The organism is Rhodothermales bacterium (assembly GCA_017643395.1).
Taxonomy (GTDB): Bacteria; Bacteroidota; Rhodothermia; order Rhodothermales; family UBA10348; genus JABDJZ01.
In genome coordinates, this window is sequence record JAEPNP010000001.1 from 1,134,438 (window position 1) to 1,148,955 (window position 14,518).

Consider the following 14,518-nt stretch of genomic DNA (forward strand, 5'->3'; position numbering starts at 1 on the left):
CCCCCCAAACAAGTTCGCAGGCAGACCGGCAACTGATGCGCTGGCCCGTCATTCTGGCTTTCCTCCTGGTCCTGGCACCCCTGTCGGTCCGTGCGCAGTTTGCGGCCATCACGGGTACCATCACCGAACAGGCGAACGGCGATGCGCTGCCAGGCGCCTCGGTCGTGGTGCGTGATGATGCCGGTACAACACGCGGTACCCTGACCGACGTCACGGGCAGCTTCTTCCTGAATCGGTTGCGCCCGGGTACCTATGTGCTGTCGGTGTCGTTCGTGGGCTTCGCCACGAGGCAGGACACGCTGCAGCTCGGGTTTGATCAAACCGTGGTCTACGACGCTTCGCTTGAGGCGACCCGCGAGGTGCTGGACGAGGTGGTAGTGCAGGAGCGGAGAGGGGTTGAAGCGAGGTCGACGGCCGGTCTGGAGGTGGTGCGCCCCTCGGACCTGGCGCGGGTACCCATGCCCGACGTTGCCTACGACCTGGCCGGCTATCTGCTGACGCTTCCCGGATTCGTCTCGACGGGTGATCGCGGTGGACAGCTGTTTGTCAGAGGGGGCACCTCCACGCAGAACCTGGTGCTCGTGGACGGCATCCCGGTATTTCAACCCTTCCACATCGTGGGGTTTTATTCGGCCTTCCCCGCCGACATCATTTCCTTTGCGGACGTCTATGCAGGAGGCTTCGGGGCTCGATATGGCGGGCGCATTTCCTCGGTGGTGGACATCACGACCACGAACGGCAACAAGGAACAGGCGGAAGGTGCGGCCTCGGTAGCTCCTTTTGTGAGCGGGCTGCGGTTCTCGGTACCCGTGGAGCCGGGCAAGGTGTCACTGACCGGCAGTTTCCGCCAATCGGTCATCGAGCAGGTAGCACCCGAGATTCTGGGCCAGGAACTACCCTTCAGCTTTGGAGACCGCTATCTGAAGCTGCACGCCTTCCTGAATCAGACCAGCAGTCTGTCCGTCACTGGTCTTCGCACGTTCGACCAGGGAAACCTGGGCAGCACGGAGGCCGAGCGGCCATCCCGCTGGGAAAATGATGCGTTCGGTTTCCGCTACACCTTCCTGCCGGAGACGCAGGCCGTGATGTCGCAGTTCGCCATGCACTATTCCCGCATGAAGAGCTCGTACCAGCCGGCTCCGGAGGTAGAGCAGCGCGCGGATGTGGATGCGTTCACCATGGAAATCCTCATCGCGTACCTGCTTGGGCCCACCCGCATCAATCTGGGTCTGTTCGGTACGCTGAACCGCTTCGACTACGATCTCGGCGCACGGTCCCTGCCTGTGAGCGTTGGCGTGACCAGCGGCGGCGTTTATGCGGATACCCAGTTTGAGCTCAGCCCGAGCTTTCGCATCGAGCCGGGCATCCGGTACGAAGTGTTTTCCAGGGGAGTGCATGGCTCGGTGGCGCCACGGTTGCGGGCCATGTGGCTTCCGTTCGGCCCCGGATCAAGGCAGCAGGTGTCCTTTGCGTGGGGCCGGTACCACCAGCAGATCGTTGGCCTGAACAACGAGCAGGATGTCGCCGATGTGTTCACGATCTGGGCCCCGTCGCCGGCAAATGAACCGGTGCCGCAGTCCAGTCACTACATCCTCGGGATTCAGCAACGGGCTACCCGCTGGCTGGAGTTGTCGGCCGAGGCGTATCACAAGGACCTGAATCATCTGGCGTTTCCGGTCTTTGAGGATCGCCCGAACGGACTTGCCGGATTCTCGCGAGTCTCCGGATTTGCACGCGGACTGGATCTGCGCACACAGGTCACTCGACGCAATTTCTTTGCGTCCGTCGGATACACCCTCGCCAACGTGGAGTACACCTGGTCCGGTGTTCTCCGACCGGTAGCAAGCGGGATCGACGTGGTGCATCCCGCGGCCGGCGGCGCCTTCAATCCTCCGCACGACAGACGGCACACGGTGAACGCCTCATTCCAGGCTACACGGGGCCAGACCAGACTCAGCGCGCGGTGGCAACTGGGCTCCGGCCTGCCGTTCACCCAGATCGAAGGGTTCTATCGCGATTTTGCCCCTGACCCGCGAAATCCGGAAGGTCTCCTGACCACTACCGGCACCACCCTTGTCGCCCGGGGAGAACCGTACAAGGCCCGTCTGCCGGCGTACCACCGGTTGGACGTATCCCTCGAGCATGACCTGGTCGGTCCGCGCACACTTACCACCTTCCAGGCCGGCGTGATCAATGTGTATGACCGGGCCAACATCTTCCAGTACAACTTCTTCTCGGGGGAGCGCCTGAACCAGTTGCCGCTGGTACCCTCCCTGGGACTCAGCGTGCAGTTTCGCTAGGTGCGATTGCTGGTCCTCATAGCAGCTCTTGCGCTGTCGGCGTGCGACAACTCGGTGCAACCGCTGGTGGAAGGCGCCGAAGGGCAGTTCTCGGTGTTCGGCCACCTGGACTCGGCCGCCGACACGCAGTTTGTGCGTCTGGAGCCGGTACTGATTGCGCCTGGCGCGCCCCGCCCCTCCCTGAACCGCACCCTTGTCATCACGACGGATGACCAGGGCCAGGAGCAGGAATGGACGTATCGCGCGCAGACCCTGGAGGACGGCACCATCGGAGACGTGTGGTTCTCGGAGTTCAGACCGATACCGGGCCACACATATCTGCTCGAGGCTCTCAGTGCGGAGGGTGTCTCGGTCACCGCTCGTGCCTCCATTCCGCAGGCGCCTCGCCTGGCACCGGGGCTTCCACGTGGCGACACGCTGACGCTCATGCAGAATGTTCGTCTTCTGGGGCAGGATCTCGATCCGCTGCGACTGACGGTACTCTATGATGTGCGGCTGCCAGATGAAGAGTTTCCCAGCCGCGTGCCGGTGGACTACGGCAAGGGGAACGGTCCGTCAGGCGAGGGATGGGGGCTCGACGTGTTCCTTCGGCGCGATCAGGCTACCGTTCTCGCATCACTCAACCGGGCGGTTACCGACCGTGGCGTGACGCTTGTGCAAATCGGTGTGCGTGCGGAGCTGCTTAGCCCCGAATGGAGCAGCCCCGCTCCATTGCCCGCAAATATTTCAAACGGCCGGGGCTTTTTTGGTGCCATCGGGCGGTATGATCTGACTTGGTCCCTGACGAGCGACGCAGTCGAAAGAATGGGCTTTCTGGACGGCCAATGACCCGCCCGATCCGGTCGGGAGGCACACACGCCCGATGGGAGTTTCTCCCTTTCGCCGCGATCGTGCTCGTCGTAACATCCGCGCTCTGCCAACCTACCCCTGATTCATGACGCGATACCTGGCGGCCTTTGTCCTTTGTGCGACTCTGGCGGCGCCCGTCCTGGCGCAGAACGCGACAATCAGGGGGTTTGTGACTTCCACGTCGGACGGCCAGCCCCTGCCCGGCGTCAACGTGGTACTTCTCGATGCGGCCGGCGGACTCGTCACCGGCACCGCGACGGATGCCGACGGTTTCTACGCCCTCTCTCGGGTGACGCCGGGCTCGTACACCCTGCGGGCGACATTCATCGGGTTCGAGACCTATGTGGAAGAGGTAACCCTGGCCGAGGGCATCGTCACGAACAACTTTGCTCTGGAGGAGGCCGCAGCCGAGCTGGAGGGCGTGGTCGTGGAGGTCGAGCGAGAAACCGCGGGGGCGGCGAACATCACGGCCGGACTGCAAACCGTGCGCCCGGCCGACATCGACCTCGTGCCGGCACCGGATATCTCAGCCGACCTGGTCAACTACCTGACGGCTTTGCCCGGTATCGTCTCCCAGGGCGACCGGGGCGGCCAGCTCTTTGTGCGCGGTGGGGAGCCGACCCAAAACCTGGTACTGCTCGACGGCATGATGGTGTATCAGCCGTTTCACGTCGTCGGGTTCTTTTCCGCCTTTCCCTCCGAGATCATCAATACGGCCGACGTATATGCGGGCGGCTACGGGGGCAAGTACGGCGGGCGATTGTCCTCCGTGATCGAAGTGGCCGCGCGAACGGGCAACAAGCAGCGCTTCGCCGCGAGCTTCTCGGCCGCCCCGTTTGTGAGCACCGCGCGCATCGAGGGTCCCATTGTCCCCGGCAAGGTTTCGCTGCTGGCCTCCGTGCGTGAGTCCGTAATCGAGCAGGGCGCATCGAAAATCGTCGATGAGCCCCTGCCGTTCTCGTTTGGCGACCAGTTTGCAAAGCTGCACGCCAACCTTGGCCAAAGCAGCCAGCTCTCGATTACAGCCATCCACACCAACGACACGGGTCGCCTGGGTCTGGATCCGCTGTCTGAGGATGCGGCCCTCACCGAAGAAGAGGTGCAGTGGGAGAACCTGGCAGTCGGAACGCGCTTCATCTTCCTGCCGGCCACACTTCCCATTTTTGCCGAAGTGCTGGCTTCGATGTCGCAGCTGGAAAACGATTTCGGCCTTCCGGACGCACCCGTGCGCTCCACCATGGCTCAGCGGTACAACTTCGCTGCCAACGTGACCCACTATCTGGGCAACACTGATTTTGCCTGGGGCATCTTCCTCTCTTCGGTCACGCTGGAAAGCGATCTGGGTGGCCAGTTCCAGAATCTGGACCTGAAGAAGGAGTTCGTAACGGAGGTCGGTGCCTACATGGAGCCCGAGTTCCGATTGGCCGGTGGCTTGCGGATCCAGCCCGGAATCCGTCTCCAGTCCTTCCCGAGCAAGGGCCTCACGTTCTTCGAGCCCCGCCTTCGCGCGGTATGGAATCTTGGCATCCATCGATTCAGCGCAGCCGGCGGCGTCTACCACCAGGAAATCGTCGGCCTGAACGACCGTCGCGATGCCGGCGACGTGTTTACCGCGTGGGTCGCCTCCCCGGACGGCATCATTCCGGAGGCCATCCACGGCATCGCCGGGTGGTCCATTCGGCCCACGCCGTGGCTGACGTTTTCCGCGGAAGGCTTCTACAAGCAGTTGAAGGACCTGATCGTGCCTGAATGGACGGCATTCCCGCGCTTCACCACTCGCATACAGGGCGCAGACGGCGAGGCCCTTGGTGCCGACATCCGCCTGGAGGTCGGTTCGGGCGATGCTTTCTATGGAGTGGTCAGCTACGGCCTCTCGGACGTGCGGTACAACGCTGAAATCCGGGCCCTGCAGATTCTCACCGGCGAAGAGTCCATCGACTACGCACCGCCCCACGACCGGCGCCACCAGCTGAATGCCATGACGAGTATTTCGGCCCGTGGGTTCAATCTGAACGTGCGCTGGCAGTTCGGCTCCGGCCTGCCCTACAACCAGTCGCTGGGCTTCGACCGCTACGTGCTGATGGATACACTGGTCAACGTGGTGGAGACCCCCGGAGACGAACGGGTGCTTTACGGCCGTCCCTACACGGGGCGCCTGCCCACCTACCATCGACTCGATGTCTCGCTGGACAGGGAGTTCGAGTTCTCGCGGAACGCTACGGCCACGCTGCAACTGGGTCTGATCAACGCCTACGACCGGCCCAACCTGTTCTACCTGGACCTGTTTACACTGCGTCGGGTGAACCAGCTTCCGATGATCCCTACGGTCGGCATCAAAGTAGACATCAACTGATCATGCCAAAGCGACTGCACCTGGTTGCGGCACTGACCGCTGTTCTGCTCTGGTCCGGCTGCGAGACGAATGTGGACCCGTTCATCGAGGACGATCGGTTCTATACGATTTTTGGCTATCTGGACACTGCGACCGATCTCCAGGCACTGCGTGTGGTGCCGCTGCGGCAGGTCATCGGTGAGGAATCCCAGACCATTGATGCCACTGTCCTGAGCACCGAGTTGGAGACGGGCGCCACGGTAGAATGGCAGCCGGAGCGCATCGAGTATTCAGACGGCAGTTCGGGGTTTGTATTTCGAGGCGCCCTGCGACCCATCCCGGGCTTTACCTACAGGATAGACGTCGTTCGGAGTGACGGAGCCTCCGCCTCGGCCCAGACGACCATTCCGCCGGCCCCGGGGATTGCAGTTTCGGAGCCCGAGATAGCCGTAGCAGACGTGTTTCAGCGCGTGTTCTGGGAGGACATCCCCGCTGCGCCGTTCCGAGTAGAGATCTGGTACCGCTTCATGGGAGTCACTCCCAGCGACCCCTTTCTGGATGCCGTGCTCACGTATCAGGACGTCAAGTTCGGCCAGGCCCGCAATGGCGGCTGGGAGGCCATCGTCAGGCTGACGGAAGACCGCCTGCTGGTCGCGCAGGAGCTGGACGTTTCGGAGGACGCCGCACTCACGCTTCTGGGCGTCGGCGCGCGCCTGACCATGTCCGACGATGCCTGGCGGCCTCCGGGAGGCGTGTTTGACCGGGAGGTGCTCGTGCAGCCGGGCACCTTCTCCAACGTCGATAACGGCTTTGGCTTCCTGGGTGCTGTAAACCAGTTTACCGCCGAGTGGACGCTTACTCCCGAGCTGACGGAGCGCATCGGGTACTCTTTCCCGGGCAGCGCGGCAGACTGAGGTGGCTGCCCGAGGCAGGGGCAGAGCTCGGCAGGTGGTGGCCGTTGTCATTCCCGCGTTGAACGAGGAGGCGTCCATCGGCCTCGTGCTGGCGGATATCCCACAAGGCCTGGTCGATGTGGTGGTCGTGGTTGACAACGGCTCGACAGATCGCACGGCCGAAGTCGCCGCAGAGGCCGGGGCTCTGTTGGTCAGGGAGGATCGCCGCGGCTACGGGTTCGCGTGTCTCGCCGGAATTGCGGCTGCCCGAGAGGCTGGCGCCACAGTGTTGGTCTTTCTGGATGGGGACTACTCCGACTACCCGGAGCAGCTGGACCAGGTGGTGGGTCCGATTCTCGATGGGCAGGTCGATTTTGTCGTCGGGTCCCGCATGCGAGGCAGACGATCCCGGGGGGCACTGCTGCCGCAGGCCCGATTTGGCAACTGGTTGGCGGGATTTCTTCTCAAAGCCGGTTGGGGTGCGGAGTTCACCGATCTCGGGCCATTCCGCGCTGTCCGCCTTGCTGCCCTGGACCGCCTGCGCATGCAGGATGAGACCTACGGCTGGACCGTGGAGATGCAAATCAAGGCGGTCGAGGCGGGACTGCGGTACACGGAGGTTCCGGTGGACTATCGTGCGCGCATCGGCGAGTCGAAAATCACGGGTACCGTGCGCGGAACCGTGCTCGCTTCCTATCGCATCCTGCAACTCCTCGCCGGCTACTGGATGACTCGGGGCAGCCGTGAATATCCGGCCGAAGCCTGAGGCGGTCACGGACCCAAATCGGGGCGGCGCCGTTTCCCCCTACTCCCCGAAACCGGGCGCATAGGCCCCTAGACCCATCGGCATTCATGCAGAAGCACGACATCTGGTTTAACGGCGAATTTGTCGCGTTCGACGAGGCGAAGGTCCACGTTCTGAGTCACGTTCTGCACTACGGATCCTCGGTATTCGAGGGCGTGCGGTGCTATCACACGGAAGAGAAAGGTCCGGCCGTATTCCGGTTGCGCGAGCACACGCAGCGCCTGATCGACTCTGCCCGCATTTACCGCATGGAGGTGCCGTACAGTCTGGATGTGCTGGACAATGCACAGCTGGATACGATTCGCCGCTCGGGACTGGAGGCCTGTTACATCCGGCCCCTGGTATTTCGTGGCATGGGACCGATGGGCGTGAATCCGCTCAACAACCCGGTCGAGACCATCATCGCGGTTTGGGAGTGGGGTGCATACCTGGGCCAGGAGGCGCTGGAGCAGGGCGTGTCAGTGGAAGTCGCCAACTGGCAGCGCATGAAGCCCAACACGTTCCCGGCCATGGCGAAGGCGGGCGGCAACTACCTGAACGCGAGCCTGGTGAAGATGAACGCCATTCTGAATGGCTACACCGAGGGCATCATGCTCAGTCATGACGGTCACGTGGCCGAGGGTTCGGGTGAGAACCTCTTCATGGTCAAGAACGGTCGTCTGTACACGGCACCGACCTCGCTCTCGATCCTTCCGGGGATTACCCGCGCCTCCATCATCCGGCTGGCGCAGGACATGGGCCTGGTCGTCGAGACGGCGCAGATTCCACGAGAAGCCCTGTATATCGCGGACGAATTGTTCTTTACGGGCACGGCCGCGGAGGTCACCCCGATCAAGTCCGTGGACAACTATGTGATCGGTTCAGGTGCCCGTGGTCCCGTGACCAAGGCCATCCAGGATGCCTACTTCAATGTGATCCATAGGGGCATCGACCCGTACGGATGGCTCACACCGGTGCATGTTGCCGAGCAGGTAGCTGCTGACTGAGGCGATCAGGTCGGCTCGCGCGCTTGCCGCTCAACGCGCAGATCTGACTAGCGCTGAATCAGCCCGGGTGGAATGGGTTCGGGGAAAATCCTGTTCATGAAGAAGTTCAGGAACAGGCGGCCCTCGTCATTGACACCCAGCACGACAATGTCGTCGTCGCCGTCGCCGTTGTAGTCGCCCACGGACATGTCACCCAGGGTCAGACCGGCAAGCGTGTATTCATTGCGGAATTGCCCATCGCGATTGAGTACTACCCACCCGGATCGCCCCCCGAGCACCGTTTCGGCACCCGCGTAGACGATGTCGGGATCGCCGTCCACGTCAAAGTCCGTGAACGCGATGCCTCCCGCCACCACGGGTTGCATGCCGGGCACCTCGCTGATCTGCGCAGAACCGTTCCACTGCATCATGACGGCGTGGCCCCTCAGGAGCTCGGGATCGAGCAGGCCTCCTGAGGCGACAAGTTCGTCGCGTCCGTCCTGATTGGCATCGGCCCAGTCCAGCGTGGCCAGCGACAGCTTCGGGAGGTCTGCCGGCAGGCGGGTCAACGTTCCCGCGGTGTTCAGGTACACCCGCGTGATGGTGCCTTCTTCTTCGGACTCGCCGGCCACAGCAAGGTCGGGTAACCCGTCACCGTTCAGGTCGCCCCAGGCCAGGTCACACATCATGACGCCCGGCACAGGGTGCGACACAGACGTGAATCCGCCGCGCCCGTTGTTGCGGAAGAGCACGGTGCGGGGCCGGAAGGGGGAGGACAATTCGCTGGCTCCGCAGGCAGCGAAGTCCAGGTCTCCATCTCCGTCCATGTCTGCCCAGGCCGCATCGCCCGAGTAGAGTCCCGGCAACTGCACGCCGCTATTGAAGAGCAGACCATTCTCGCTGCGGTACAGGTTGCCCACGGTTTCGGTAGTGAACTCGCCGACAATGCGCTCCACCCGGGTCAGGCCGAAAATCAGCAGGTCCTCGTCCCCATCGCCGTCGGCATCGCCCCATTCGGTGCTGCCCTGCCAGACATTGTTGATGACAATCGGGGTGGGGCGATAGACCTTGAAGCTGAGGGGCGTCGGGTAGCCGCCCACTACCTGCAGGTACAGCGAGTCATCAAGCACATACACCCTGCTGACGGGGTCTTCGGTATCCCGCAGTCCGGTCAGAACCAGGTCCAGGTCGCCGTCGCCGTCCAGATCACCGAAGTCGACCGTGCCCTCCTGCAACAGCGGCAGCTTGTAAGGAATGAGCAGCGGTGCTGCCGCATCAAACTGCGCTTGCACGGAGTCTGCGCAAATCCAGGCGAGAATGCCCGTCAGCAGGAGAAGACGCACGCTCAGCGGACCAGCGTTACCGGTCGGGTCTCCAGGTAGGTGCCGGCCCGCATGCGGATGAAGTAGACGCCGCCCGCGAGGCCGGTTGTGGCACGCCACTCGGCCGTGTGATACCCCGGCTCGCTGGCACCGTGCTCGAGAACCGCCACCTGCCTGCCGAGAACGTCAAAAACCCGAATGTCTACCTCTGTAACGGTGGGTACATCGAAGCGGATGCTGGTTGAAGCCGCAAAAGGGTTCGGGAAGATGCTTTCCAGGGCGAATTCGCTGGGCAGATCCGGGTTCGAGGTCGAGGTCGCCGTAGACGTCACGTCAAACGTGCCTTCCTGAGCGAACCCCGAAGCCAGAAACGCGGGTCCCACGGCCTGAACCGACCAGTAGTAGGTGCCGGGAGGCAGATCCTGCACAAAGGTCATCGTGCCGCTCTGTGTGCCGGGCCGCCCCAGCCGCCGCTGTCCGGACGCCGGGTCGGCTGGAACCGAGCGCACGTCTGCGGACCCAGGTCTGGTGCCGATGCGCACATCGTACGTAACCAGGCCTTCGTCACCAGCCGCCCACTCCAGGGTGACGCGATTCCCCTCGACGGAAGCCCGTGCCGAGAGCGGCGTGGCCGGCCCCCCGGGAATCACCTGCCGGTTGTTCTCATAGAGATTCAGGATGTCGACGCCGTAGGATGTGGCGCCCGAGGTAAGCAGGTCCAGGTCTCCGTCACCGTCGAAGTCACCCCAGTCGGCCGAGGCGAAAATCGCGCCCACCAGCAGTGAGGAGTTCTCAAACTGACCGTCTACCAGCCGGTATACCCGGGCCGTGCGACGGCCCAACGCCGTTTCCGCCCCAAGGGAAAGCAGGTCCAGATCCCCGTCGTTGTCGTAGTCGCCCCAGGTGACGGCTCCGGCCAACACCCCATCGACACCCAGGTCCACGCGGCTGAAGGAGCCGTTGTCGTTTCGGTACACTCCGGCGGTGCCTTCAAAGATGCGCGGCGTCACCTGCCCGCCCGAGACCACCACGTCCAGGTCGCCATCGGCATCATAATCTCCCCAGTCCACGCTCGAGAAGGCGAGCGGAGTGAGATTGGCACCGGAGTCCGTCAGCGTCCCGTTCTGGTTTGCGTAGATCCGGGTCCGGAACCCCTCTGGCGTGGCACCGCTGATCAGCAGATCGGCATCCCCGTCGTTGTCGTAGTCGCCCCACTTGGCGTCGGCAAAGGCGAAGCCGGGCAGTCCGGGATCGACAACCCGAAACACGCCGGCGTCATACTCGACAATGCGGGTCACGTATTCCCCGGCCGCGTCCTGCCCCGTGACCAGCAGGTCTGCGTCACCGTCGTTGTCCACGTCGCCCCACGCCAGTGCGCCAGAGTGCAGAGCCGGCAGAGCGCCCGAGTCCAGGGCCGCGAACGTGCCGCCGTCATTGCGATAGAGCTGGATGACCGGTTCGTAAGGTGGTTGGGTGCGCGCGCTTCCGGTGAGCGCAAGGTCCAGATCTCCGTCTCCGTCCATGTCGGTCCACGCAGCCCTAGAGTAGGCCAGCGCCCTGATGGAACCCGGGACCGCCACAAAGCTGACGTTGGCCGCGTCGGAGCCCTCGTTGCGCCAAATTCCGCCGACGAGGCCCGACTCACCACGGCCGGATACCAGCGCGTCCAGGTCGCCGTCATTGTCGATGTCGGCCCAGGTAACCGTTGCGTTCCGTACCGCAGGCAGGTTCTGGGATTTGACGTTGAACGTGAAGGGCTGGGTGACCGGCTGGGCCGAGACAGGCCCGACGGCCAGCAGGCACGCGCCTAGAACAGAGAGCACGAGTCGCATCACGCGCATCGAGAAAGCAGAGTTACAGGGGTGCCGAATGTACGGACACATGCTGCTCGTGACCCACCCTAAATCCGAACTGTGCGTGGAGGTGGGCGGACGGAGGCCCGGCGCCCGTCGGAACGCGATCAACCACATTCCGTTAACAGTTGTTCTAACGACTTCCGTCAGAACATGAAGCTTGAGGAACTGATCAAACAGGACCGTTTTGCGGACGGGAGTCAGCGCGCGATGCTGAACATTCTGGTCACCAGTTCCTGGGTCACCTCACAGTTGAGTGCGACCATGTCGCGCTTTGGACTCACGCCCGCCCAGTACAACGTGCTGCGCATCCTTCGCGGCTCCCATCCCGGGCGCATGACCTGCTCGGATATCGGAAGTCGGCTGCTTGATCGAACGCCGGACGTGACCCGTCTGTTGAACCGGCTGGAGTCCGCCGGTCACATCGAACGAAACCGATCCACCTCGGACCGAAGAGTCGTCGAAGTAGGCATCACGCAGGAGGGCCTCAATCTGCTCACCGCCATGGACCCGGAGACGACCTCCATCCAGGATCGCCTCTCGCGGCACCTTACCGAGGACGAGCTCCATCGGCTGAGCGACCTGCTCGAGCGCTACCGCTCCGACCAGATAGACTGACATGACCCGCAGTGCCTATCGCCTGACGCGACCGCAGAAGCTGTATGTGGTATGCGCCGGCATATTCCTCACGGCACTGGTCGTTGCGGAGGCTACCGCTTCCAAGCTTTTCACGGTAGTCACCCTGCCATTCAGCCTGAACATTCTGGGTCAGGAGTTCAATGAAGTGGTGATGACAGCAGGCGTGATCGCATTCCCGATCACGTTCATCATCACCGACCTGCTGAACGAGTACTTCGGCAAGCCCGGCATCAAGTTCGTCACCTACCTCGGCATGGTGATGATCATGTTCGAGTTTGCGATCATCCAGGTCGCGATGGCGGTGCCCACAGCCTCCATTTCGCCGGTGCCGGGCGAGGCCTTCGACACCGTCTTCGGAGCTTCGGGCCGCATCATTATCGGTAGCCTGATCGCCTACCTGATCGGCCAGCTGGTGGACATCTCGCTATTCCACTGGCTCCGCAACCTGACCGAGGGCCGCCACCTCTGGCTTCGCGCTACAGGCTCCACGTTCGGATCTCAGTTCATCGACACGTTCGTGGTGCTGTTCGTGGCGTTTTACGGCGAGATGACCCTGCAGACGATTATCGCCGTCACGCTGTTCAACTACATCTACAAGTTCCTGGTCGCCATCGTGATTACTCCGGTGATCTACGGTGCCCACTGGGTGATGGACCGCTATCTGGGCGATGAACTGTCCGACGAGTTAACCGGAGCAGCCGCCGCGGCCGGCTGACCGGAACCCGGCCCGGTGCGCGGGGTGGCGGCCGGAAGCGAAAATCCGAACGTGGATCCCTTGCCTTCCTGGCTCTCGACCTGCAAGGCGCGGCTGTGCGCTCCCAGGATATGCTTCACGATGGCAAGGCCGAGACCGGTGCCGCCCTGGGAACGACTCCGACTCTTGTCCACCCGGAAAAACCGTTCGGTGATGCGTGGCAACAAGGCTTCCGGAATGCCGATGCCGTTGTCGATGACTGAAATCCCGACTTCACCCCCGGGGAGGAGACGTGCCCAGAGCTCCACCCGACCTCCTTCGTGGTTGTACTTGATGGCATTTTCGACCAGGTTGACCACCACCTGACGAATGTGCTCCTGATCACCAATGACGGGTGGCAGGTCAAGCTGGAATGCCGGGATGAGCACAACATTACGTCGAGCGGCAATCGGCTCCAGGCTCTCAAGCGTCTCCGAGAGCATCTGTCGCAGATTGAACGGAGCCGGCTGCATTTTGAGTTCACCCTGCTCGATGCGGGCAATCTCTCCCAGGTCGCGGGCCAGGTTCTCCAGGCGGTCCGCATTGCGCAGAATCTTGCGCACGAAGTTCCGGTTCACCTTGTGGTCTTCGAGCGCCCCGCCCTCGAGGGTCTCTGCGAACCCCCTGATCGCGAAGATCGGGGTTTTCAGTTCGTGTGAGACGTTGCCGATGAACTCTCTGCGATAGTCTTCCATGCGTCGCAAGTCACTCATCTCGCGCTCCAGCACCTGGCCCGTGCGATAGACCTGCCAGACGAGATCGTTCATTTCGTCGCCCTGCGGCAGGTGCGCCGCGGACAGATTCTCGAACTGATGTCGCCTGATCTGGCGGAGGATGGTCGTAGCGAGCCGCAGGCGTCGCGCGAGAATGCGCGTGCACGCCAGAAACACGCCCAGGAACGTGAGCCCGGGCACGGCGAGAAGGCCGAGTACACTCCAGGCACCCGTCAGGGCCTGGACCACAAGGGTTGCGGCAAGAGCGGTCCCGGCACCAAGAGACGCAATCTTGCTTGCGATGCGGGTGTGCCGGAGTACGGGCCGGTCAGGCCCGGAATCTGTATCCGACACCCTTGATGGTCTCAATGAGCTCTTCGCCAACCTTCTCCCTGATCTTTCTGACGTGGACGTCCACCGTGCGATCCACAACGTACACATCGCGTCCCCAGACCTCGTCGAGCAGCTGTTGTCGCGAGAAGACCCGTCCGGGGCTGGAGGCAAAGTGCCGCAGTAGCTCAAATTCCTTGCGAGGGAGATGAAGCGGCTCGCTTTGCCCGCTGACCTCCACCACGTACCGCGTGCGGTCAATCGTGATGCCGTGCACCTGTATGACATCCGGCGCCTCCTCCAGCCTGCGGGATCCACGGAGCGTGGCCCGCACCTGGCTCATGAGGACCGGGATGGAAATCGGTTTCGTGAGGTAGATGTCGGCACCTACATCCAGTCCGGCTACCTGATCCTCTTCTCCATCCCGAGCCGTCAACATGACGATCGGGACCGACTTCAACACGGGATGGCCTCTGAGTCTCCGGCATGTTTCGAGCCCGTCCATACGTGGCATCATGACGTCGAGCACGATCAGGTCAGGCGGCTCCGCCTCCGCGAGTCGAAGGGCTTCGGCCCCATCCCTCGCTTCACCCACGACAAACCCCTCCGACTCGAGATTGTATCGAATCAGTTCGAGGATATCATCCTCGTCGTCGACGACGAGGACCCGTGGTGGTGCGTCGGGCATGAAATCAGGGGGCCACTGGCGGCAATAGCAAAGCTAGGGCGCGGCAATTACCGTAGTATTACCACCTTCGATTCAACTCTTTCCATGCTCGCGGCA

12 protein-coding genes are annotated in these 14,518 nt (G+C 62.7%); 8 read left to right on the top strand and 4 right to left on the bottom strand.

The annotated features are described in order from the left end of the window. Window positions 1-35: 35 nt before the first annotated feature. The 6 genes from JJ896_04520 to JJ896_04545 all read left to right on the top strand — a co-directional run bounded on the left by JJ896_04520 (window position 36) and on the right by JJ896_04545 (window position 8,165). Entirely contained in the window at window positions 36-2,300 is a 2,265-nt protein-coding gene (locus JJ896_04520) for a TonB-dependent receptor (GenBank protein ID MBO6778897.1), read from the top strand. Further along, complete coding sequence (locus tag JJ896_04525; protein ID MBO6778898.1) at window positions 2,301-3,128, top strand: DUF4249 family protein; 828 nt, start codon at window positions 2,301-2,303, stop codon at window positions 3,126-3,128. Between the two features lie 106 nt (window positions 3,129-3,234). Further along, window positions 3,235-5,502, top strand: coding sequence for a TonB-dependent receptor (locus JJ896_04530; GenBank protein MBO6778899.1), 2,268 nt, complete (start codon window positions 3,235-3,237; stop codon window positions 5,500-5,502). A gap of 2 nt (window positions 5,503-5,504) precedes the next feature. After that, the gene (locus JJ896_04535) at window positions 5,505-6,395 is read left to right on the top strand and encodes a DUF4249 family protein (protein MBO6778900.1); all 891 of its coding nucleotides are present in this window, start codon (window positions 5,505-5,507) and stop codon (window positions 6,393-6,395) included. A gap of 37 nt (window positions 6,396-6,432) precedes the next feature. Continuing rightward, on the top strand, window positions 6,433-7,140 hold the full coding sequence (locus JJ896_04540) for a glycosyltransferase family 2 protein (GenBank protein ID MBO6778901.1): 708 nt from the start codon (window positions 6,433-6,435) through the stop codon (window positions 7,138-7,140). Window positions 7,141-7,226: 86 nt separating this feature from the next. After that, window positions 7,227-8,165: a branched-chain amino acid transaminase gene (locus JJ896_04545; protein MBO6778902.1), complete on the top strand. Its 939-nt coding sequence runs from the start codon at window positions 7,227-7,229 to the stop codon at window positions 8,163-8,165. A gap of 47 nt (window positions 8,166-8,212) precedes the next feature. Here JJ896_04545 and JJ896_04550 read toward each other — a convergent pair whose 3' ends face one another. Together JJ896_04550 and JJ896_04555 are read right to left on the bottom strand one after the other, a co-directional pair. Further along, a complete protein-coding gene (locus JJ896_04550; protein MBO6778903.1) occupies window positions 8,213-9,487 on the bottom strand; it encodes a VCBS repeat-containing protein in 1,275 nt (424 codons plus the stop codon). A gap of 2 nt (window positions 9,488-9,489) precedes the next feature. Further along, a complete protein-coding gene (locus JJ896_04555; GenBank protein ID MBO6778904.1) occupies window positions 9,490-11,298 on the bottom strand; it encodes a T9SS type A sorting domain-containing protein in 1,809 nt (602 codons plus the stop codon). A gap of 174 nt (window positions 11,299-11,472) precedes the next feature. On the opposite strand from JJ896_04555, the gene JJ896_04560 reads away from it, so the two are divergent. Together JJ896_04560 and JJ896_04565 are read left to right on the top strand one after the other, a co-directional pair. Further along, window positions 11,473-11,937 (top strand): MarR family transcriptional regulator, encoded by a 465-nt coding sequence (locus tag JJ896_04560; protein ID MBO6778905.1) that lies wholly within the window; start codon window positions 11,473-11,475, stop codon window positions 11,935-11,937. Window position 11,938: 1 nt separating this feature from the next. Then, a complete protein-coding gene (locus JJ896_04565; protein ID MBO6778906.1) occupies window positions 11,939-12,673 on the top strand; it encodes a queuosine precursor transporter in 735 nt (244 codons plus the stop codon). On the opposite strand, the gene JJ896_04570 is transcribed toward JJ896_04565, so the two are convergent. Together JJ896_04570 and JJ896_04575 are read right to left on the bottom strand one after the other, a co-directional pair. Then, complete coding sequence (locus JJ896_04570; protein MBO6778907.1) at window positions 12,616-13,758, bottom strand: hypothetical protein; 1,143 nt, start codon at window positions 13,756-13,758, stop codon at window positions 12,616-12,618. The genes JJ896_04565 and JJ896_04570 overlap by 58 nt on opposite strands. Then, the gene (locus tag JJ896_04575) at window positions 13,733-14,422 is read right to left on the bottom strand and encodes a response regulator (protein MBO6778908.1); all 690 of its coding nucleotides are present in this window, start codon (window positions 14,420-14,422) and stop codon (window positions 13,733-13,735) included. Before JJ896_04575 ends, JJ896_04570 begins: the two co-directional genes overlap by 26 nt. Between the last annotated feature and the right edge of the window lie 96 nt (window positions 14,423-14,518).

Bases quoted from the DNA above. Each gene is read 5' to 3' on its own strand.
- JJ896_04520 (MBO6778897.1), top strand. From the start codon at position 36: ATGCGCTGGCCCGTCATTCTGGCTTTCCTCCTGGTCCTGGCACCCCTG.
- JJ896_04545 (MBO6778902.1), top strand. From the start codon at position 7,227: ATGCAGAAGCACGACATCTGGTTTAACGGCGAATTTGTCGCGTTCGAC.
- JJ896_04530 (MBO6778899.1), top strand. From the start codon at position 3,235: ATGACGCGATACCTGGCGGCCTTTGTCCTTTGTGCGACTCTGGCGGCG.
- JJ896_04535 (MBO6778900.1), top strand. From the start codon at position 5,505: ATGCCAAAGCGACTGCACCTGGTTGCGGCACTGACCGCTGTTCTGCTC.
- JJ896_04565 (MBO6778906.1), top strand. From the start codon at position 11,939: ATGACCCGCAGTGCCTATCGCCTGACGCGACCGCAGAAGCTGTATGTG.
- JJ896_04555 (MBO6778904.1), bottom strand. From the start codon at position 11,298: ATGCGACTCGTGCTCTCTGTTCTAGGCGCGTGCCTGCTGGCCGTCGGG.
- JJ896_04560 (MBO6778905.1), top strand. From the start codon at position 11,473: ATGAAGCTTGAGGAACTGATCAAACAGGACCGTTTTGCGGACGGGAGT.
- JJ896_04575 (MBO6778908.1), bottom strand. From the start codon at position 14,422: ATGCCCGACGCACCACCACGGGTCCTCGTCGTCGACGACGAGGATGAT.